The following is a 21,850-nucleotide window of genomic DNA, read 5'->3' on the forward strand; positions in this document are numbered from 1 at the left end:
ATAGCGGTTGTTCATGCTGCTCACCCCTCGGACCACGGCCTCGGGGCCGAAGGCCCTCCGCCCCCCTCGCGTCGCCGCCGCACTGATCACGGCGACCGTGTCCGCCGCCCTCCTCGCGGCGAGCGCGCCCTCGCCCGCCACCCCGCTCGGCATCGGCGACCGACTCTTCCCGCACCTGGGCAACCCCGGATACGACGTGCAGTCGTACGACATCGCCTTCACCTACCGCGGTGACAACCGCAAGCCGCTGGACGCCGTCACCAAGATCGAGGCGAAGGCGACCGAAGCCCTGGACCGGGTGAATCTGGACTTCGCGCACGGCAAAGTGCGCTCCGTCGACATGGACGGCCGGCGCGCACGCTTCGAAAGCAGCGGTGAGGACCTGGTCGTCACGCCGACCGCGCCCGTCCGACGGGACGACAGGCTGCGGATCACCGTCCGCCACACCAGCGACCCCGTGTACGCGAAGGGCACCCAGGGAGGCTGGGTGCGCACCGACGACGGTCTTGCCATGGCCAACCAGGCCGACGCCGCCCACCTGGTCTTTCCCTGCAACGACCATCCGGCGGACAAGGCGGCGTTCACGTTCCGCGTCACCACCCCGAAGGGGTACACCGCCGTCGCCAACGGCCTCCCCGCCGGCGCGACGCGGCGCGGGGCCACCACCACGTGGGCGTACCGGCACCACCACCCCATGGCGACCGAGCTGGCGCAGGTGTCCATCGGCCGCTCCACGGTGCTGCACCGCGAGGGGCCGCACGGCCTCCCCGTACGCGACGTGGTGCCCACGGCGGACCGCAAGGTCCTGGAGCCCTGGCTGAACAAGACCCCGGCCCAGCTCGGCTGGATGGAGAAGAAGGTCGGTCGCTACCCCTTCGAGGTCTACGGTGTCCTGATCGCCCAGGCGAAGACCGGCTACGAACTGGAGACGCAGACGCTCTCTCTCTTCGAGAGAGAGCTCTTCACCCGACCCGAGTTCCCCGAGTGGTACGTCGACTCGATCATGGTGCACGAGCTCGCGCACCAGTGGTTCGGCGACAGCGTCAGCCCGAAGTCGTGGTCGGACCTCTGGCTCAACGAGGGCCACGCCACCTGGTACGAGGCCCTCTACGCCGAGGAGAAGGCGCACAAGCCCGTGGCCGACCGGATGCGGCAGGCCTACCGGCAGTCGGACAGCTGGCGCGCGGCCGGAGGGCCTCCGGCCAGGCCGAAGGCGCCCGCGCCCGGCAAGAAGATCAGCATCTTCCGCCCCGTCGTCTACGACGGCAGCGCCCTCGTGCTCTATGCCCTCCGCCAGGAGATCGGCCGACCGGCCTTCGAGCACTTGGAGCGGAACTGGGCCCGCGTCCACCACGACGGCAACGCCGAGACCGCCGACTTCGTGCGGCTCGCCTCCCGCGTCGCCGGGCGTGACCTCACCGCCTTCTTCGACGGCTGGCTGTACGGAAAGAAGACGCCGCCGATGCCGGGGCATCCGGAGTGGAAGTCCGGGAAATAACCCGGATGACGAGACGGGCCGTGTCGTGCAACCATCGTCAGGTCGACGGCACGGGCCCGTCAGGGACATCCCCTCGGGGACATCCCAGGGCACGATCGGCAGGTTCCGGGAATCTCCGGACCGCATCGGGCGTTGTCGACTGTGACGGATCCCGCATCCGTCGCCTTCCCATCGACGGATCGACGTAAGGACCCAATGACCTCCTCTTCTTCCCCTTCCCAGGACGCACAGAGCTTCGCGCAGAACTACCCCGAAGGTCTTCGGGCCGATGCCCTGATGGAAGAGGACGTCGCCTGGAGCCACGAGATCGACGGAGAGCGGGACGGCGAGCAGCTCGACCGCTCCGAGCGCGCGGCTCTGCGCCGCGTCGCCGGCCTCTCCACCGAGCTCGAGGACGTCACCGAAGTCGAGTACCGACAGCTCCGCCTGGAGCGCGTGGTGCTCGTCGGCGTATGGACCTCCGGCACGGTCCAGGATGCGGAGAACTCCCTCGCCGAGCTGGCCGCTCTCGCCGAGACGGCGGGCGCGCTCGTGCTCGACGGCGTCGTCCAGCGCCGCGACAAGCCCGACCCGGCGACGTACATCGGCTCCGGCAAGGCCCTGGAGCTGCGCGACATCGTGCTCGAAACCGGCGCCGACACCGTCGTCTGCGACGGTGAGCTGAGCCCCGGCCAGCTGATCCACCTCGAAGACGTCGTCAAGGTCAAGGTGGTCGACAGGACCGCCCTGATCCTCGACATCTTCGCCCAGCACGCCAAGTCCCGCGAGGGCAAGGCGCAGGTCGCCCTCGCGCAGATGCAGTACATGCTGCCGAGGCTGCGCGGCTGGGGCCAGTCGCTCTCCCGGCAGATGGGTGGCGGCGGCGGTGGCGGCATGGCCACCCGTGGCCCCGGTGAGACCAAGATCGAGACGGACCGGCGACGGATCCGCGAGAAGATGGCGAAGATGCGCCGGGAGATCGCGGAGATGAAGACCGGCCGCGACATCAAGCGCCAGGAACGCAGGCGCAACAAGGTGCCCTCGGTCGCCATCGCCGGATACACGAACGCGGGCAAGTCCTCGCTGCTCAACCGCCTCACGGGCGCGGGCGTCCTGGTGGAGAACGCACTGTTCGCCACTCTGGACCCCACCGTCCGCAGGGCCGAGACGCCGAGCGGCCGGATCTACACCCTGGCGGACACCGTCGGGTTCGTCCGGCACCTGCCGCACCACCTCGTCGAGGCGTTCCGCTCCACGATGGAAGAGGTCGGCGACTCCGACCTGATCCTGCATGTGGTGGACGGTTCGCACCCGGTGCCCGAGGAGCAGCTCGCCGCCGTTCGCGAGGTCATCCGTGATGTGGGCGCGACCGACGTGCCCGAGATCGTGGTGATCAACAAGGCGGACGCGGCGGACCCGCTGGTCCTCCAGCGCCTGCTGCGCAACGAGAAGCACGCGATCGCGGTCTCCGCGCGGACCGGCGCCGGCATCGAGGAGCTGCTCGGGCTCATCGACACCGAGCTGCCGCGGCCCGAGGTCGAGATCGAGGCCCTCGTTCCGTACACGCACGGACAGCTCGTCTCGCGGGCGCACGCCGAGGGCGAGGTGCTCTCCGAGGAGCACACCGCCGACGGCACCCTGCTCAAGGCGCAGGTCCACGAGGAACTCGCCGCGGAGCTCGCTCCGTACGTGCTGGCCACGCACTGAACCTCGGCGCGCCCCGCGCGGGCGCCCAGGTACGCGCAGACCAGGTGCGCGCATGAGTGAAGGCCCGCCCCCTCTCGCAGGGGGCGGGCCTTCGCCGTGTCAGTCCGGGCGCGCGCACATGAGGTCGCGCGGCCGGGAGGCGCTCACTGAGCGCCGTACTTCTTGCTCATCATGTCGTAGACCTGCTGGGCGCCGCGGCCCAGCTGCGGGCCCGCCAGCCAGGTGTTCTCGGCCGGGCCGATCGAGGTGTTCGACACGAGCGTGGTCTTGCCGTTCGCCACGCGGAACCAGCCGCCGCCGGACGAACCGCCCGTCATCGTGCAGCCGATGCGGTACATCGTCGGCAGCGACGGCGACAGCGAGAGACGGCCCGGCCTGTCGACACACTTGTGCATGATCAGGCCGTTGTACGGGGGAGCGGCCGGGTAGCCCCAGGCGCCCATCGAGCTCACGCTCCGCGCGGCCGGGGTCGAGAAGTCGACGTCGAGCGCGTTGCCGACGGTCTCCTCGAGGGACTTGCCGCCCTGCTCCGGCTTGACGTGCATGACGGCGTAGTCGTACGTCGCACCGGCGCCGCCCGTCGGGCCCCCGTCGTTGATCCACTCATTCGAGGTCGAGACCCAGTCGGCCCAGTACTGGCCGTAGGGGGCGATCTCCTGCGGAGCCGCGTTGCGCAGGTCGGTCTCGGACTTGCCCAGGTCGTTGTACGAGGGCACGAAGGCGATGTTGCGGTACCAGCCGCCCTCGGCGCCCGCGTGCACGCAGTGGCCCGCGGTCCACACGAGGTTGGACTTGCCGGGGTTGCGCGGGTCCTTCACCACGGTGCCCGAGCAGACCATCGAACCCTTGGGGGAGTCGAAGAAGATCTTGCCGACCGGAGCGGCGTTCTCGTGGTACGGCGTCTTCTCCTGCTTGGCCTGGACCGGCGTCGGCGCCGGGTCGGTCGCGCCCTGATCGGCGACCGCGTCCTTCGCGGCGATCGTCTTGTTCGGGTCCTTCGCCTTCTTCATCCGCTCGGGCTTCCAGAGCCCTTCGATGACCGGGTTGGCGAAGTCCTTGGCCTCCCGGACCCAGTCGTCCTTGTCCCAGTTCTTCCAGGCGCCGTTCTTCCAGTCGTCCAGGTCGATGCCCTTGTCCTTGAGCTTGTCGGCGAGGCCGTCGGGAAGCCTGACGTCGGAACCGGAGTCGGAGCCGTCGGCTCCCTGGGACGTGGTGGAGTCCGGCTTGTCGCTTGCCTTGTCGTCGCTGGGACCACAGGCGGTGGCGGTGAGCGCCAGAGTGGCCGCGAGCCCGGTGGCGGCGAGCGCCACCCGCCGTCCGCGGTTGCGCGCGAACGGCGCACGAGTGGAACGCATGGTGCTGTTACCCCCGATGGAACGAAAATCTGCCATGTGCGTGTCATGTCTGTCGGCGCGGCTCCCCACGCCGGACGTCGATGCGACACCCCACTATGCCCGTGGGGTTGGGTACGAACGGCGGCGGGGGCGTGAAGGTTTCCGGCGCCCCGCCGCCGTACAGGAATCCCTGTGGGAACGAACTACTTGTCGGCGAACTTCTTGCTCACCGCGCTGTAGATGCCCTTGGCTTCCTTGCCGAGGCGCGGACCGGCCAGCCAACCCGCCGTCACCGGACCGATGGAGGTGTTCGACACGAGCGCGGGCTTGCCGTCCTGGCCCTTGGTGACCCAGCCGCCGCCGGACGACCCGCCGGTCATGGTGCAGCCGACGCGGTACATGGTCGGGTCGGGCTTCGTCAGCGAGAGACGGCCCGGCTTGTCGGCGCACTGGAACATCTTCTGGCCGTCGAACGGCGGCGCCGCCGGGTATCCCGTCGCCGTCATCGTGTCGATCTGCGGAACGGCCGGGGCGTTGAAGTCCACCGGGAGCGCCGAACCGACCGTCTCCTCGAGCGACTTGCCCTCGCTGCCCTTCTCCGGCTTCACGTGGATGACCGCGAAGTCGTACGGCGCGCCCGCGCCGCCGGTCGGACCGCCCTGCTCGATCCACTGGTCGGAGGTCTGCGCCCAGTCACCCCACCAGACGCCGTACGGAGCGACCTCTTCCTTCGGAGCGTTCTGCAGCTCCGCGACCGACTTGCCGCTGTTGTTGTACGACGGCACGAAGACCATGTTGCGGTACCAGCCGCCCTTGGCGCCCGCGTGCACGCAGTGGCCCGCGGTCCACACCATGTTGGACTTGCCCGGGTGGGCGGGGTCCTTCACGACGGTCGCGGAGCAGACCATCGAACCCTCGGGGCCGTCGAAGAAGAGCTTGCCCGACTCGGCGACCTGGTCGTGGTACGGCGCCTTCACGGCGGCTGCCTCCACGGGCTTGGGGGTCGGGTCGGTGACGCCCTGGTCACCGGAGATGTCGTTCTCGTCGACGCCCCGGTCGGGGTTCTTGTCGGCGTCCCGCATCCGGTCCGGGTCCCACAGGTCCTCGATGATCGGGTTGACGAAGTCGCCGGCCTCGCGCAGCCAGTCGTCCTTGTTCCAGTTCTTCCAGGCGCCGTTCTTCCATTCGTCCAGGTCGATCCCGTTCTCCTTGAGCTTGTCCTTCCAGGCGTCCGGGATCTGGATCTTGTCGTCACCGTTGCTGTCGCCGGGCTGGGCCGAGGACGAGTCACCGGCGGCGTTGTCCTCGCTGGGACCGCAGGCCGTGGCGGTCAGTACGAGCGCCGCGCCGAGCGCCACAGCCGCCACAGAGGAAGTTCTGGAGCGCGTGCTCCTCCTACTGCGAACAGCGAAGAGCGGACGTATGGGTCGCATCGTGAGATTCCCCCTGGGCCTCGAAATTGTTCCAAAGTGCTGGACATCCGGGTACGGAGCACCCGTTGCCACCGGTGCGGCACCCCTTCGCTCGATTTGCTCGGGTTTGCTCGGGGGAGCGGCGCCATCCGTGGCTGATGAACGGCCCCCACACTATGCCGGTGCCGTTGGGGACGGCCGACGGAAGGGCAACGGTTCCGTCACGGCAAGGATCTTCCCCTTGCCCGTGTTCCGCCGGGCCTCTCGTCGTTGGTACGTACGGGGGAATCGCCGCATGCGTTCATCCCCCTGCCCAACTCGCCTGCGCGTTCGCCCACATGACGCTCTCCGGACCGTCATCGGACGGCCGCATCCGTCCACAGCGGGAGGACCAACAGTCGTGGCCGTGACCGATCCTGCGCCCGCGGCGGCGTCCGCAGTGAATTCCGTGACGCAGCCCGTGACGCAACCGCTGCCGCACGCAGGGGCGCAGCCCGTGGCGGCTCCCGCGGCGCAGACCACAGCTCACGAAGGCATCCTGCGGCGCCAGGCCGCACGCGAATCGGCCGCCCGTACCTACGCGCGAGCCCTCCCGATCGTCCCGGTCCGGGCCCGCGGCCTGACGATCGAGGGCGCCGACGGCCGCCGCTACCTCGACTGCCTCTCCGGCGCAGGAACCCTCGCATTGGGCCACAACCACCCCGTGGTGCTCGAAGCGATCAGGAAGGTCCTCGACTCCGGGGCCCCGCTGCACGTCCTCGATCTGGCCACACCGGTCAAGGACGCCTTCACCACGGAACTGTTCCGCACGCTGCCGCCCGGCCTCGCGGACCGTGCGCGGATCCAGTTCTGCGGCCCGGCCGGGACGGACGCGGTGGAGGCGGCGCTGAAGCTCGTCCGTGCGGCCACCGGCCGCGACGGCCTGCTCGCCTTCACCGGCGCCTACCACGGCATGACCGCCGGGGCGCTCGAAGCATCCGGCGGCGCATCGACCGTCCGGGTCGGACGCCTGCCCTACCCCCAGGACTACCGCTGCCCCTTCGGCCTCGGCGGCGCACGAGGCGCCGAACTGTCCGCCCGGTGGACGGAAAACCTCCTCGACGACACCAAATCGGGCGTACCGTCCCCCGCCGGCATGATCCTCGAACCCGTCCAGGGAGAAGGCGGGGTCTACCCCGCACCCGACGCCTGGCTCCGCCGGATGCGCGAGATCACCGCCGCCCGCGGCATCCCGCTCATCGCGGACGAGGTGCAGACGGGCGTCGGCCGCACCGGCGCCTTCTGGGCCGTCGAGCACAGCGGCATCGTCCCGGACGTGATGGTGCTCTCCAAGGCGATCGGTGGCAGCCTCCCCCTGGCCGTCGTGGTCTACCGCGACGACCTCGACGTATGGCCCCCCGGCGCCCACGCGGGAACCTTCCGCGGCAACCAGCTCGCCATGGCCGCGGGTGCGGCGACCCTCGCGTACGTCCGTGAGAACGGCCTCGCCGAACGCGCCGCCACCCTCGGCGCCCGCATGCTTGCCCAACTCCGCTCGCTGGCCGCGCACCACCCCTGCATCGGCGAGGTCCGCGGTCGGGGACTGATGATCGGCGTGGAACTGGTGGACCCGCACGCGAACGCCGAACCGGGTGCCGCATCCGCACAGCAGCACCTCGACGCACCCCTCGCCGACCTCGCCCCCACCGCGCAGCCCCGCCCCCCGGCGCCCGAACTCGCCGCCGCCGTGCAGCGGGAGTGTCTGCGCCGCGGCCTCATCGTCGAACTGGGCGGCCGCCACTCCAGCGTCGTACGTCTCCTGCCTCCCCTCACCCTCACCGACGAACAGGCGACCGCGGTCCTCGACCGCCTCGCCGACGCGCTGGCCACCGCGGCGCACGCCCACCTCAGATAGCCGAGACGGGCCCGAGCGGCCGTCCCGGTGGACGTGATCCGCCGAGCACGTCCCGGGCCGCATCGCCACACGGAGACCCCGAACAACCCCACAAGGAAGCCCTCTTGAACGCCACCCCCGCATCCGAAGGCCGCCCCCAACCCGACGCCCCAGGCGCGTGCGGCGCGCACACCTCACTGGTGGCGGAGTCCGGTACGGTCCCCCGGCAGAAGGGTGGCGGCCAGGAGGCCGAGCGCCTGCGCGGGGTCTCCAGCGACCTGTTGGAACACCCCGACCCGCACATCGCCGCACAGGCAGCGGCCGTCGAGAACCTCCTCCGCTGCTGGGTCAGGGAGAACAACCTCCCCGCTCCGGACCACGGAATCCTGCGGGTCCCCCTCGAAGCCAGCGGAACGGCGCTGCTCGTCCCCGTGCACTACTGGTCGGCCACCGGCTGGCACCGCTTCAGCCTCCCCTACCTGGAGGACGGCCCCGCCGGCGCGCCACCCGTGGACGCCGTCACCGTCGCAGCCCTCCTTGGCCGCGAGTCAGCCCGGCGTACGACGGAACCATGGGCTCAGGACGGCAGTGCGGAGCAAGCGACAACCGTTGCCGATGCGGCCGACAAAGCCGATGCGGCCGACCAAGCCGCAGCGGTCGGCACGGAAGCAGCGGTCAACCCGTCCGAGCCCGTCGACGGTGCCGACCTCGTCGGTCGCGTCGCCGACTCGGTTCGGCGCACGGCCACCTTCATCGCCGACCGTCGTGACCGGCCCGCCGACGAACCCGACCTCTTCCTCGCCGCCGAGCAGTCCCTCCTTCTCGGGCACCCCCTGCATCCGACCCCCAAGAGCCGCGAGGGCCTCTCCGACACCGAATCCCGCCTGTACTCCCCGGAGTTGCGCGGCACCTTCGCGCTGCACTGGCTCGCTGTCGACCGCTCTGTACTGGCCTCCGATTCGGCGTGGACCGAGCGCGGCCGCACCGTCCCCGCCGACCAGCTCGCCGCCCGCCTCGTAGGCGGCGAGTTGCCGCTCCCGGACGACCGCGTCGCCCTTCCCGTGCACCCGTGGCAAATCCGCGAGCTCCGGCACCGGCCCTCGACCGCCGCGCTCTTCGACGCCGATCTCATCCAGGATCTCGGCACCCACGGCGCCCCCTGGCGCCCCACCTCCTCCGTCCGGACCCTCTACCGCCCCGGCGCGGCCGCCATGCTGAAGCTGTCGCTCGGCCTGCGCATCACCAACTCCCGTCGTGAGAACCTCCGCAAAGAACTCCACCGCGGCGTCGAGGTCCACCGGCTGTTGCGCAGCGGCCTCGCCGAGGAGTGGCAGTCGGTCCACCCCTGCTTCGACGTGGTCCGCGACCCTGCATGGCTCGCCGTGACGCAGCCCGACGGCACGCCCGTCGCCGGGCTCGACGTCATGATCCGGCACAACCCCTTCCGACCCGGAGACGACGCCACCTGCATCGCCGGACTCGTCTCACCCCGGCCCTCGGTGCTGCCCTCCTGCCAGGACAGCCACGCGATGCGCTCCCGGCTCGGCGAGACCGTCACCCGCCTCGCCGGACGAACGGGCCGCTCCCGGGGCGCAGTTGCCACCGAGTGGTTCCTGCGCTATCTGGAAACCGTCGTACGCCCCGTGCTCTGGCTGGACAGCGAGGCAGGGGTCGCCCTGGAGGCGCACCAGCAGAACACCCTCCTCCTGCTCGACCCCGACGGCTGGCCCGTGGGCGGCCGGTACCGCGACAACCAGGGCTACTACTTCCGCGAGTCCCGGCGCGCCGACCTCGAACGACGCCTTCCCGGCATCGGGAGGGACAGCGACACGTTCGTGTCCGACGGGGTGACGGACGAACGGTTCGCCTACTACCTCGGCATCAACAACGTCCTCGGCCTCATCGGAGCTCTCGGCGCCGAACGGCTCGCGGACGAACGGTTGCTGCTCGCCGCCTTCCGTCGCTTCCTCGCCGACGTGGCCTCGGGCCCCGCCAAGCTGCGCACCTCGCTGCCCGCGACCCTGCTCGACTCACCCGTGCTGCGCTGCAAGGCCAACCTGCTGACCCGGTTGCACGGTCTTGACGAGCTCGTCGGCCCGGTCGACACCCAGTCCGTCTACGTCACCATCCCCAACCCCCTCCATTCCTGAGGACATGCCCCACCTCTGCTGACAGGAGCGACGTCGTGTCTCCCACCGATGCGAGCACCGATGACGGGATCGACGATGGGATCGACGCCGGTATTGACCCCGGACGCGATGCCGGAATCGAATCCACTGCGGGCGGCGCCGACTGCGCGGACACCCTCGACCTGCGGTTGCCCGATGAGCTCGTCGCCCTGTTGGCAGAGGGCGAGCGGCGGATCGGTGGGGCGCAGGACGATCTCCTGGACGGCGTCGGTGACTGGGGCCCTGTCACCACCGGCGCCGGTGTCTTCCAACTCGTGCCCGTACGTCTCGAACGTGACCTCCGAGTGATCAGCCGCTGGATGAACGACCCCGCGGTGGCCGCTTTCTGGGAACTGGCCGGACCCGAGGCCGTGACGGAGACCCACCTCCGGACACAGCTGGACGGGGACGGACGCAGTGTTCCCTGCCTGGGTGTGCTGGACGGCATGCCGATGAGCTACTGGGAGCTGTACCGGGCGGACCTGGATCCGCTGGCCCGGCACTACGCCTCGCGGCCGCACGACACCGGCATCCACCTCCTCATCGGCAGCGTCGCCAACCGCGGCCGCGGCCTCGGCACTTCGTTGCTCAGAGCCGTGGCCGACCTCGTGCTCGACCACCGCCCTTCCTGCGCACGCGTCGTAGCTGAACCCGACCTGCGCAACACCCCCTCCGTCTCCGCCTTCCTGAGCGCCGGTTTCCGCTTCTTCGCCGAGGTGGATCTGCCCGACAAACGCGCGGCGCTCATGGTCCGTGACCGGGCCCTGCGCGCCCTGCTCTGACCTGGTCACTCTTAGTGCACCGCTCGACCCGATCCGGTTCCCTCCCTGAGGAGTCCCCGTGCCGAATCCGTCCCCCAGCCCGTTTCTCCGACCGTCCACCGAGCTCCACGACCCACCCGAACTGACCCAGGACAGATGGCGAGAGGCCGGACGCAGGCTGCTGGCCAAGATGATCGGCGAGTTCGCGTACGAAGAGATCATCCGGCCGGTCCCCGTGCCCCTGGCCGAAGGGGAGCGGGATGGAGAGGGGGACGCGAGCCGCGGCGGTGCCGGGGGCGGTGAAGCGGCCACCTACCGGCTTCGACTCGAACCGGCCGGACCGGAGGCAGCCGTGGACGGGCCGCGGAGGTGGGGCGAGGCCGTCGATGCGGCGGGGAAGCGGGGCGGAATCACCGGCTCCCACGAACCCACCGGCGCCCAGCAGCCCACCCGCGCTCACGAACCCACCGGCTCCGCCGAGCCCACCGGCGCTCACGAACGCACCCGCTCGGCCGAACCCACCGGCTCCGCCGGGCAGCAAGGCACCGTCCTCACTTTCCGGGCGCGCCGCGGATCGTACGGAAGCTGGTATGTGGACCCGGCCGGCCTGACCCTCACCGAGGGCAACGGGCCGGCCGTCGCGTTGAGCGACCCCCTGCGCTTCCTCGTACTGGCCCGTCGGACCCTGGGCCTGGACGGTGCCACCCTTGGTCATCTCATCCGCGAGCTCACCGTGACCCTCAGTGCCGACGCCCGGATCGATCACACGGCGCTCAGCGCGGCTCAGCTCGCCGACCTCGGCTATGCGGAACTCGAAGGGCATCAGACGGGCCACCCGTGGCTCGTCCTCAACAAAGGCCGGATCGGATTCTCCGCAGGCGACACCGACCGCTGGGCGCCCGAGGCACGCCGCTCCACGACGCTTCCATGGATCGCCGTCCACTCCGACCTCGCCGTGTACCGCGGCGTCGCGGGACTGGACACTGCCCAGCAGCTGTACGCGCGTGAACTCTCCGCCGACATAAGGGAAGCTTTCGCGGGCTTACTGCGCGCACGCGGGCTGGACCCGGCGCACTACCTCTACCTGCCGGTGCACCCCTGGCAGTGGGACGAGACCGTGCTCCCGCTCTTTGCCCCGTCCATCGCCGCGAACGCCATCGTTCCGCTCTTCTCCGACGGTGACCTGCGCCTTCCCCAGCAGTCCATCCGTACGTTCCTCAACACCACCCGCCCCGACCGGCACACCGTGAAGCTTCCGCTGTCGGTCCTGAACACGCTCGTGTGGAGGGGCCTGCCCACCGGCCGCACGGTCGCCGCACCCGCCGTCACGGCCTGGATGCACGCGCTGCGGGACGCCGACCCCTTCCTGCGTGACGAATGCGGGGTCATTCTTCTCGGCGAGGTGGCGTCGGTGGCCGTCGAGCACCCCGTGTACGACGGGTTGCCGGAAGTCCCTTACCAGTACCGCGAGTTGCTCGGCGCCATCTGGCGGGAGCCCCTCCACCGGTACCTCGCGCCCGGTGAACGTGCCCGTACCCTCGCCTCCCTCACGCACACCGACTCCGACGGGCGCGCGTTCGTCGCCGAGCTCGTGCAGCGCTCGGGGCTGGCCCCCGAGGCTTGGCTGCGACGGCTCTTCGCCGCACTGCTGCCGCCCCTGCTGCACTTCCTCTACCGCTACGGCACGGTGTTCTCCCCTCATGGGGAGAACGCCATCGTCGTTTTCGACGACAAGGACGTGCCCGTCCGACTCGCGGTGAAGGACTTCGTGGACGACGTCAACGTGAGCGCGGTGCCGCTGCCCGAACACGACGCGATGCCCGGCGATGTGCGCGACGTACTCCTCACCGAGCCGCCCGGCTTCCTCACCCAGTTCATCCACTCGGGTCTTTTCGTGGGTGTCTTCCGGTACCTCGCGCCGCTCTGCGAGGAACAACTGGGTGTTGCGGAGGCCGACTTCTGGTCCTTCGTACGGGCCGAGATTTTGCGTCACCAGGCCCGCGCTCCCGAGCTGAAGGAACGGTACGAGATGTTCGACCTGCTCACCCCCCGTATCGAGCGGCTCTGCCTGAACCGGAACCGCCTTCACCTCGACGGATACCGTGACCGGCCCCAGCGTCCGCACGCCGCCGTGCACGGAACGGTGGCCAACCCCCTCCATCAGCCTTGATCGGCGGATTGTCAGTGGGGCACCGTAGGGTGGTCGCGCTATGACGAAGCCCTCGCTCCCCGAGCTCCTGCACGCCGCCGTCGCCGCTGTCGGCGGTACGGAACGCCCTGGCCAGGTGTCCATGGCCGAGACCGTCGCCGAGGCGATCGACGACGGCTCCCACCTGCTGGCCCAGGCCGGAACCGGCACCGGTAAATCCCTCGGATACCTGGTGCCGGCCCTCGCCCACGGCGAGCGTGTGGTGATCGCGACGGCCACCCTCGCCCTGCAGCGCCAGCTCGTGGAACGCGACCTGCCGCGCACCGTGGACGCCCTGCATCCGCTGCTGCGCCGCCGTCCGCAGTTCGCGATGCTCAAGGGCCGCTCGAACTATCTGTGCCTGCACCGCCTCCACGAAGGCATGCCGCAGGATGAGGAAGAAGGCCTCTTCGATCAGTTCGAGGCTGCCGCTCCCACCAGCAAGCTGGGCCAGGACCTCCTGCGCATGCGGGACTGGGCGGACGAGACCGAGACCGGTGACCGCGACGATCTGACCCCCGGGGTCTCCGACCGGGCCTGGTCCCAGGTATCCGTCTCCTCCAGGGAATGCCTGGGAGCTTCGAAGTGTGCCTATGGGGCTGAGTGCTTCGCGGAGGCGGCCCGCGAGCGCGCCAAGCTCTCCGATGTCGTCGTCACGAACCACGCGCTGCTCGCCATCGACGCCATCGAGGGCGCCCCTGTCCTGCCCCAGCACGAAGTGCTGATCGTGGACGAGGCTCATGAGCTGGTGTCCCGCGTCACCGGCGTGGCCACGGGGGAGCTCACTCCTGGGCAGGTCAACCGTGCCGTGCGCCGTGCAGCGAAGCTGGTCAACGAGAAGGCCGCGGACCAGCTCCAGACCGCCTCGGAGGGCTTCGAGCGGCTGATGGAGCTGGCCTTGCCGGGCCGCCTGGAAGAGATCCCCGAAGACCTCGGCTATGCGCTGATGGCCCTGCGGGACGCCGCGCGCACGGTCATCAGCGCGCTCGGTTCGACCCGGGACAAGTCGGTCCAGGACGAGGACGCGGTCCGCAAGCAGGCGCTCGCCTCCGTGGAGTCGATCCACGACGTGGCGGAGCGCATCACGAACGGTTCCGAGTACGACGTGGTCTGGTACGAGCGCCATGATCGCTACGGAGCCTCCCTCCGGGTGGCCCCCATGTCCGTGTCCGGGCTCCTGCGGGAGAAGCTCTTCGCCGACCGTTCGGTGGTCCTGACCTCCGCCACACTCAAGCTGGGCGGTGACTTCAACGGAGTGGGGGCCTCGCTCGGCCTCGCGCCGGAAGGCACCGAGTCCGACGACGCGCCCGTCTGGAAGGGGCTCGACGTCGGCTCGCCGTTCGACTACGGCAAGCAGGGCATTCTGTACGTCGCCAAGCATCTGGCCCGGCCGGGACGCGAGGGCACCCGCAGCGACATGCTGGATGAGCTGGCCGAGCTGATCGAGGCGGCCGGTGGACGCACACTCGGCCTGTTCTCCTCGATGCGGGCCGCTCAGGGGGCGGCGGAGGAGCTGCGGGAGCGGCTGGACATGCCGATCCTCCTGCAGGGTGAGGAGACGCTGGGCGAGCTGATCAAGGGCTTCGCGGCCGACTCCAAGACCTGCCTGTTCGGGACGCTCTCGCTCTGGCAGGGCGTCGATGTGCCGGGGCCCAGCTGCCAGCTGGTGGTCATGGACAAGATCCCGTTCCCGCGTCCCGACGATCCGCTGATGAGCGCTCGCCAGAAGGCGGTCGACGAGGCCGGGGGCAACGGCTTCATGGCGGTCGCGGCGACCCATGCGGCCCTGCTGATGGCGCAGGGCGCGGGACGTCTCGTACGGGCCTCCGGGGACCGCGGAGTGGTCGCTGTCCTGGACCCCCGCCTGGCCACTGCCCGCTACGGCAGCTACCTGCGGGCTTCGCTGCCCGACTTCTGGTACACGACGGACCGCAATCAGGCCCGTCGCTCGCTGGCCGCCATCGATGCGGCGGCGAAGGCGGACGAGGCCTAGCCCTCGCCGGTTCCAGAGACTCGGGCCGTTCTGAGACGCAGCAGGGCCCCGGAACCGGCGCAGTGGTTCCGGGGCCCGGTCAGGGGCGGAGTCACACCCGCCGGAGCACCGCCACGACCTTGCCGAGGATCGTCGCCTCGTCGCCGGGGATCGGCTGGTACGCGGAGTTGTGCGGGAGCAGCCAGACGTGGCCGTCCTCGCGCTTGAATCGCTTCACGGTAGCCTCGCCGTCCAGCATGGCGGCCACGATGTCGCCGTTCTCCGCGACGGGCTGGCGGCGCACCGTGACCCAGTCGCCGTCACAGATCGCGGCTTCGATCATCGAGTCACCGACGACCTTCAGCACGAAGAGCTCACCGTCACCCACCAGCTGGCGGGGGAGCGGGAAGACGTCTTCGACCGATTCCTCGGCGAGGATCGGGCCGCCGGCGGCGATGCGGCCCACCAGCGGGACGTACGACGCGGCGGGCTTTCCTGTGGTGTCGGTGGGCTGGCTGCTGGGCTGGTCCGAGCCCCGCACCTCGTACGCCCGCGGGCGGTGAGGGTCGCGGCGCAGGAAGCCCTTGCGCTCCAGAGCCATCAGCTGGTGGGCGACGGAGGAGGTGCTGGAAAGCCCGACCGCCTGACCGATCTCCCGCATGGACGGCGGGTAGCCACGCCGCTGCACGGAGTCCCTGATGACCTCGATCACTCGGCGTTGCCTGTCGGTGAGCCCCGAGCTGTCCGCGCGGATGCCTGGAGGTCGGCCCGGCAGGGAGCGAGTGGGCTTGGGCCCCTCCTGGTTCGTGGCTGCGTCATTCATGGCATGCACCGGCTCGAGTCGGCTCTGGGAGCGGTCCTGGGCAGTGATGGTGGCGCTGTCTGCGGTGGTGGTCACGTCGGTCGGCCCCTCTCGAGATGTTCTCTCCCTAGCTAGCCAACGGTAGTTGCTTTCGAAAGGTTGCGCCAAACACACGTTCGAGTGAAAAACCGGAGATTACCCACCGTGATCATGTGTTTGGGTGTATGGCTGACGCTTGGGCCGAACGGCAATTCGGTTCATTACGGTACGCTTCACCGCCGGGACGGTGAGCCCCTCGGTGGGGCCCCCATACTGCCACCCGGCACCCCGTCAACCCGGCACCGGCCCCCGCCCAGAGCGGCGCGAGTGGCCTTTGCGTGTGTCTGGAGCGGCCTGATGCGGCACGACACGCGTGATGCCGAAAAAGCGGCCAAACCCCAGATCTAGTGGTTGGATTGCGGCAGCAGCCCAGAAGTTGTGGTCCCTGGTCTTTCAGGGGCTCAGGGATCGCCTATGCTTGGGGCTGCTTCGAGGGGCCCCAAGGGCCTGTTGAAGCTTATGAGTCGTGCCGTGAAGGAGGGTTGGGAGTTCCATGCACTGCCCCTTCTGCAGGCACCCCGACAGCCGCGTAGTCGACAGCCGCACCACTGACGACGGCACGTCGATTCGACGGCGCCGTCAGTGCCCCGACTGCTCCCGTCGTTTCACGACCGTGGAGACGTGCTCACTGATGGTGGTGAAGCGCAGCGGCGTGACGGAACCCTTCAGTCGCACCAAGGTCATCAATGGCGTCCGCAAGGCATGCCAGGGACGGCCTGTGACCGAGGATGCCCTCGCTCTGCTCGGCCAGCGGGTCGAAGAAGCGGTGCGGGCCACCGGAAGCGCCGAGCTCACCACTCATGACGTGGGCCTTGCCATACTCGGCCCGCTGCAGGAGCTCGACCTCGTCGCCTACCTGCGCTTCGCGTCCGTGTACCGGGCCTTCGACTCGCTCGAGGACTTCGAGGCCGCCATCGGGGAACTGAGGGAACAGCGGCTCGAGGCCGAGCCGCGCGACGCGGGCGGAGAGCGCGTCGTGAACGACTGCGGGCCCGGCGGGACTGTCGAAGTCCCGGTGCCCGCCACCGCCGCCGACTGACCGGCTGGCCGACGGGCCGGCGGCGAACCAGACCAGTTGAAGGCGCCCTCCGGGGTGCCCTCGACACCAGACACACATCCGTGCCATGGGAACAACGTGGCACTTCAGGGCGTTTTAGCCTGATATAGGGAGGCGGCATGACCGAGACGACGAGCGGCCCGGCGCGAGGTTCCCGAGCCAAGGGTTCCAAGGCCAGCAAGGGTCTGCGTATCGAGCGCATCCACACGACCCCCGGCGTGCATCCGTACGACGAGGTCGTCTGGGAGCGCCGAGACGTCGTCATGACCAATTGGCGCGACGGCTCGGTCAACTTCGAGCAGCGTGGCGTCGAGTTCCCCGACTTCTGGTCGGTGAACGCGGTCAACATCGTCACCAGCAAGTACTTCCGCGGGGCCGTCGGCACCCCGCAGCGCGAGACCGGCCTCAAGCAGCTGATCGACCGCATCGTGAAGACGTACCGCAAGGCTGGTGAGGACTACAACTACTTCGCCTCGCCCGCCGACGCGGAGATCTTCGAGCACGAGCTGGCCTACGCCCTCCTGCACCAGATCTTCAGCTTCAACTCTCCGGTCTGGTTCAACGTCGGAACCCCCCAGCCCCAGCAGGTGTCCGCCTGCTTCATCCTGGCCGTCGACGACTCCATGGAGTCGATCCTCGACTGGTACAAGGAAGAGGGCATGATCTTCAAGGGCGGCTCCGGCGCCGGCCTGAACCTGTCCCGCATCCGTTCCTCCAAGGAACTGCTGTCTTCCGGAGGCAACGCCTCGGGTCCCGTCTCCTTCATGCGCGGTGCCGACGCCTCCGCCGGAACCATCAAGTCCGGTGGTGCCACCCGCCGCGCCGCCAAGATGGTCATCCTTGACGTCGACCACCCCGACATCGAGGGCTTCATCGAGACCAAGGTGAAGGAAGAGGAGAAGATCCGCGCCCTGCGTGACGCGGGCTTCGACATGGACCTGGGCGGCGACGACATCACGTCCGTCCAGTACCAGAACGCCAACAACTCGGTCCGTGTGAACGACACGTTCATGAAGGCGGTCGAGGAGGGCGGCAAGTTCGGCCTCACCTCCCGCATGACGGGCGACGTCATCGAGGAGGTCGACGCCAAGTCGCTCTTCCGCAAGATGGCCGAGGCCGCGTGGGCATGTGCCGACCCCGGCATCCAGTACGACGACACGATCAACGCCTGGCACACCTGCCCGGAGTCCGGCCGTATCAACGGCTCGAACCCGTGCAGTGAGTACATGCACCTGGACAACACGTCCTGCAATCTCGCCTCGCTGAACCTGATGAAGTTCCTGAAGGACGACGGCAAGGGCAACCAGTCCTTCGACTCCGAGCGTTTCTCCAAGGTCGTCGAGCTGGTCATCACCGCGATGGACATCTCGATCTGCTTCGCGGACTTCCCGACGCAGAAGATCGGCGAGAACACCCGCGCCTTCCGTCAGCTGGGCATCGGCTACGCCAACCTGGGCGCCCTGCTCATGGCGACCGGCCACGCCTACGACTCCGACGGCGGCCGTGCCCTCGCCGGTGCCATCACGTCGCTGATGACGGGTACGTCGTACAAGCGCTCCGCCGAGCTCGCCGCGGTCGTCGGCCCCTACGACGGCTACGCCAAGAACGCCACGCCGCACAAGCGCGTCATGAAGCAGCACGCCGACGCCAACGCCGCGGCCGTCCGCATGGACGACCTGGACACGCCGATCTGGGCCGCCGCCACGGAGGCCTGGCAGGACGTCGTCCGTCTCGGCGAGAAGAACGGTTTCCGTAACTCCCAGGCGTCGGTCATCGCCCCGACCGGCACCATCGGTCTCGCGATGTCCTGCGACACCACGGGCCTGGAGCCCGACCTCGCCCTGGTGAAGTTCAAGAAGCTCGTCGGTGGCGGCTCGATGCAGATCGTCAACGGCACCGTGCCGCAGGCTCTGCGTCGCCTGGGCTACCAGGAGGAGCAGATCGAGGCGGTCGTCGCCCACATCGCCGAGAACGGCAACGTGATCGACGCCCCGGGCCTGAAGCCCGAGCACTACGAGGTCTTCGACTGCGCCATGGGCGAGCGTTCCATCTCCGCGATGGGCCACGTCCGCATGATGGCCGCGATCCAGCCGTGGATCTCGGGCGCCCTCTCCAAGACGGTCAACCTGCCGGAGACCGCCACCGTCGAGGACGTCGAAGAGGTCTACTTCGAGGCCTGGAAGATGGGCGTCAAGGCGCTGGCCATCTACCGCGACAACTGCAAGGTCGGCCAGCCCCTCTCCGCCAAGAAGAAGGAGGAGGAGAAGGCCGAGATCACGGAGAAGACCGAGGACACGATCCGTGCCGCGGTCGAGAAGGTGGTCGAGTACCGCCCGGTCCGCAAGCGCCTTCCCAAGGGCCGTCCGGGCATCACCACGTCCTTCACGGTGGGTGGCGCCGAGGGCTACATGACCGCGAACTCCTACCCGGACGACGGTCTGGGTGAGGTCTTCCTGAAGATGTCCAAGCAGGGCTCGACCCTCGCGGGCATGATGGACGCCTTCTCCATCGCCGTCTCCGTCGGCCTGCAGTACGGCGTGCCCCTGGAGACGTACGTCTCCAAGTTCACGAACATGCGCTTCGAGCCGGCCGGCATGACGGACGACCCGGACGTGCGGATGGCGCAGTCGATCGTCGACTACATCTTCCGTCGCCTGGCGCTGGACTTCCTGCCCTTCGAGACGCGCTCCGCGCTCGGCATCCACTCGGCCGAGGAGCGTCAGCGCCACCTGGAGACCGGGTCGTACGAGCCCGCCGAGGACGAGGTGGACGTCGAGGGGCTGGCCCAGTCCGCTCCGCGACAGCCCGAGTCCCTGAAGGCGGTCGCCACGCCGAAGGCCGAGGCCGAGGCGGCCAAGGAGGTCCCGCAGCAGGCGCACACCAGCGCTGAGCTCGTGGAGATGCAGCTGGGCATCCAGGCCGACGCACCGCTCTGCTTCTCCTGCGGTACGAAGATGCAGCGCGCCGGTTCCTGCTACATCTGCGAGGGCTGCGGCTCGACCAGCGGCTGCAGCTGAAACCGGGCGGAATCGCGTCGGATGCAGCATCTGATGTAGCCCGCACCCTTGGCTGAACGGCAGCTGGAAAGGGGACCGACCACAGGTCGGTCCCCTTTCGTCGTCATGGCTCGTCGGCGGTCATGTCTTGTTGTGATCACGGCTGTCGTGGCATGCTCCAAGACATGATCAAGAGAATCGAGTCTTCCGTCCGCCGATGAGCGAGACGACCGGGACAGGACTGCCCGGATCACCGACCTCACTGTTCGACCATGCGCTGCGGCTGCACGAACTGATTCCTGGGGAGCCGCTTCCACGTGACGGGTATCCCTTTCCCGACCACGTGTCGCACGATCGCCGAGGTCCGAAAGCACCCCGAGACCGGAATACGGCGGGCAAGGACGTCGCACGCATCCTGGACGCACATTTCGCCCGCGCTTCTGCTCTTCCCAGCGAATTGGCTCACGTCTTTCACGATGTCTACGTTCCGATCCACCAGAACGAGCACATCGCCGCCGCGGCTATGCGGCCGGACACCGAACGCGCATGTCAGACGGGACGCTGGCTGGTCCGCCACGGGACCGACCGATGCGCCGTCACCGTCGGACTCGCCCTGCTCGCCGCCGTGGGAACAGCCGACGATTTCCCGCTGATCAAAACGATCGCGTTGCTCTCCGACCGCTTCGGACCGCTGGCGGCCCACGCCTTCGAAAGACAGCCGGGAGGAGTCGAATCCCTTCTCTGGCTCGCCGAAAGGGTCAGCGGCTGGGGCCGGGTCTATGTCGTCGAAGCCCTCTGTCGAATCGACGATCCGGCCGCGCGTCCGTGGCTGCTTCGCCGAGCCTGCGACGGAGACTTCCTCAACGGTTACTTCGCCGGGAGGGTCGCCACCGTCACCAAACTCCATGAAGCGCTCGCATGCCTCGACACCGACAGCGAGATGGTCGACCATGTCGGGCGCCTTCTCCATCAAATGAGCGACTGTGCGGGCATGGGGCTCACTCTTGCTCACTACCCCTATGCGGCCGTGGTCCTGGAAGCGCACGCCCGCGCCGTCGGCTTGCTCAGCCCGACAATTGAGCGCTACTTCACCATTTCGGTGCTCACTCAGTTCCTGATGACGGAGTCTCCCGACACAGTGGGATGCACCACGGCGCAGCAAGGAGCCCTTCGGTCGGCGTACCTGGAGATTCTCGACCGGACCGAGTGGACCCGGACCGCACGGGAAGGGCTCGCGGCGGATGACGACCGGATGCGGTGGCTCGCCGATCACCGGGCGCCCGGGTTGAGGCTGCGTGCGTTCCCCGATCGGGAGCCGGACGCCGGGGAACGGTGCAGCTGACGGCGACGGCTCAGTCCTCGCTGCCCATCAGGGAGGCGAAGGTCGTCGGGTCGACATCGAAGCCGCGGACGACACCGCGGAACGACCACGCTCCGGCGTCGTCCCGCGTGAACTGGGCGATCGTCGCGGCCGAGCTGCCGGAGACGGCGGAGAGGTCGCTCTCCGCCAGGTTGTGGTGTCCCTCGCGGATACGGAACGCGGCGTTGGAGATGTCGCCGAAGACCTTCTGTCCCGTCTCCTGCTGTATGGCCACTCCCACCACGACCCGCGCGAACGTCGGAGCGAGCCGGTCCAGTTCCAGCGTCATGACCTCGTCGAAACCGAAACCCTGTCCCGTCCTGCTGTCGCGATTGAGGGTGATCGTGCCGTCGGGGGAACGGCTGTCGAAGTGCACGAGGTAGACAGGGGCGCCGTACGGAGCGTCGGCCGCGTAGGTCGCCGCGATGATGTCGAGGTCGTTGGGCGGCGTTCCGGCCGGACTCGGGTCCCACTTGAGACCGACTTCGACCTTCTTGATGCCCTTGTGGACGCTGTTCACTGGACTGCCCCCTCCTTGTTCCCCGGCCGCTCCCACTGCACCGGGCCTGTTCCACCACGCGCACGCCATGACGTAACGCACACGCTACGACGTACGACTGACAACGTCGTAGCGCCCCAGGTCA

General features: G+C 69.0%; 14 protein-coding genes. 10 read left to right on the forward strand and 4 right to left on the reverse strand.

Going from position 1 to position 21,850, the window contains the following annotated elements; translation table 11 throughout:
• Positions 1-13: 13 nt before the first annotated feature.
• Together DEJ47_RS28545 and hflX are read left to right on the forward strand one after the other, a co-directional pair.
• A complete protein-coding gene (locus DEJ47_RS28545; RefSeq protein ID WP_150172981.1) occupies positions 14-1,498 on the forward strand; it encodes a M1 family metallopeptidase in 1,485 nt (494 codons plus the stop codon).
• Positions 1,499-1,693: 195 nt separating this feature from the next.
• Positions 1,694-3,184 carry a GTPase HflX gene (gene hflX / locus DEJ47_RS28550; RefSeq protein ID WP_150172983.1) on the forward strand — a complete coding sequence of 497 codons (1,491 nt, stop codon included), beginning with the start codon at positions 1,694-1,696 and terminating at the stop codon, positions 3,182-3,184.
• Between the two features lie 143 nt (positions 3,185-3,327).
• Here the strand turns inward: hflX and DEJ47_RS28555 are convergent, their stop codons facing one another.
• Both DEJ47_RS28555 and DEJ47_RS28560 read right to left on the reverse strand, forming a co-directional pair.
• On the reverse strand, positions 3,328-4,539 hold the full coding sequence (locus tag DEJ47_RS28555; protein ID WP_150172985.1) for a trypsin-like serine peptidase: 1,212 nt from the start codon (positions 4,537-4,539) through the stop codon (positions 3,328-3,330).
• A 182-nt stretch (positions 4,540-4,721) separates the two neighbouring features.
• On the reverse strand, positions 4,722-5,951 hold the full coding sequence (locus DEJ47_RS28560; protein ID WP_150172987.1) for a trypsin-like serine peptidase: 1,230 nt from the start codon (positions 5,949-5,951) through the stop codon (positions 4,722-4,724).
• 451 nt (positions 5,952-6,402) lie between these two features.
• Here DEJ47_RS28560 and DEJ47_RS28565 point away from each other — a divergent pair, with 451 nt between their 5' ends.
• The 5 genes from DEJ47_RS28565 (at position 6,403) to DEJ47_RS28585 (ending at position 14,913) form a co-directional block, all read left to right on the forward strand.
• On the forward strand, positions 6,403-7,824 hold the full coding sequence (locus tag DEJ47_RS28565) for a diaminobutyrate--2-oxoglutarate transaminase family protein (protein ID WP_150175916.1): 1,422 nt from the start codon (positions 6,403-6,405) through the stop codon (positions 7,822-7,824).
• A gap of 104 nt (positions 7,825-7,928) precedes the next feature.
• Positions 7,929-9,953 carry an IucA/IucC family protein gene (locus tag DEJ47_RS28570; RefSeq protein ID WP_150172989.1) on the forward strand — a complete coding sequence of 675 codons (2,025 nt, stop codon included), beginning with the start codon at positions 7,929-7,931 and terminating at the stop codon, positions 9,951-9,953.
• A gap of 35 nt (positions 9,954-9,988) precedes the next feature.
• Positions 9,989-10,753, forward strand: coding sequence for a GNAT family N-acetyltransferase (locus tag DEJ47_RS28575; RefSeq protein ID WP_398336739.1), 765 nt, complete (start codon positions 9,989-9,991; stop codon positions 10,751-10,753).
• Positions 10,754-10,811: 58 nt separating this feature from the next.
• Complete coding sequence (locus tag DEJ47_RS28580; protein ID WP_150172991.1) at positions 10,812-12,902, forward strand: IucA/IucC family protein; 2,091 nt, start codon at positions 10,812-10,814, stop codon at positions 12,900-12,902.
• A gap of 40 nt (positions 12,903-12,942) precedes the next feature.
• Positions 12,943-14,913, forward strand: a complete 1,971-nt coding sequence (locus tag DEJ47_RS28585; RefSeq protein ID WP_150172993.1) for an ATP-dependent DNA helicase — start codon at positions 12,943-12,945, stop codon at positions 14,911-14,913.
• A 91-nt stretch (positions 14,914-15,004) separates the two neighbouring features.
• On the opposite strand, the gene lexA is transcribed toward DEJ47_RS28585, so the two are convergent.
• Complete coding sequence (lexA, locus tag DEJ47_RS28590) at positions 15,005-15,790, reverse strand: transcriptional repressor LexA (RefSeq protein ID WP_030778599.1); 786 nt, start codon at positions 15,788-15,790, stop codon at positions 15,005-15,007.
• Between the two features lie 496 nt (positions 15,791-16,286).
• Between lexA and nrdR the strand changes: the two genes are divergently transcribed.
• The 3 genes from nrdR (at position 16,287) to DEJ47_RS28605 (ending at position 21,188) form a co-directional block, all read left to right on the forward strand.
• On the forward strand, positions 16,287-16,832 hold the full coding sequence (nrdR, locus tag DEJ47_RS28595; RefSeq protein ID WP_150172995.1) for a transcriptional regulator NrdR: 546 nt from the start codon (positions 16,287-16,289) through the stop codon (positions 16,830-16,832).
• Between the two features lie 137 nt (positions 16,833-16,969).
• A complete protein-coding gene (locus tag DEJ47_RS28600; RefSeq protein WP_150172998.1) occupies positions 16,970-19,867 on the forward strand; it encodes a vitamin B12-dependent ribonucleotide reductase in 2,898 nt (965 codons plus the stop codon).
• A 196-nt stretch (positions 19,868-20,063) separates the two neighbouring features.
• Positions 20,064-21,188, forward strand: coding sequence for a hypothetical protein (locus DEJ47_RS28605; RefSeq protein WP_190415610.1), 1,125 nt, complete (start codon positions 20,064-20,066; stop codon positions 21,186-21,188).
• 10 nt (positions 21,189-21,198) lie between these two features.
• On the opposite strand, the gene DEJ47_RS28610 is transcribed toward DEJ47_RS28605, so the two are convergent.
• Positions 21,199-21,795: a TerD family protein gene (locus DEJ47_RS28610; RefSeq protein WP_263398925.1), complete on the reverse strand. Its 597-nt coding sequence runs from the start codon at positions 21,793-21,795 to the stop codon at positions 21,199-21,201.
• Between the last annotated feature and the right edge of the window lie 55 nt (positions 21,796-21,850).

Source organism: Streptomyces venezuelae (assembly GCF_008642355.1).
Taxonomy (GTDB): domain Bacteria; phylum Actinomycetota; class Actinomycetes; order Streptomycetales; family Streptomycetaceae; genus Streptomyces; species Streptomyces venezuelae_B.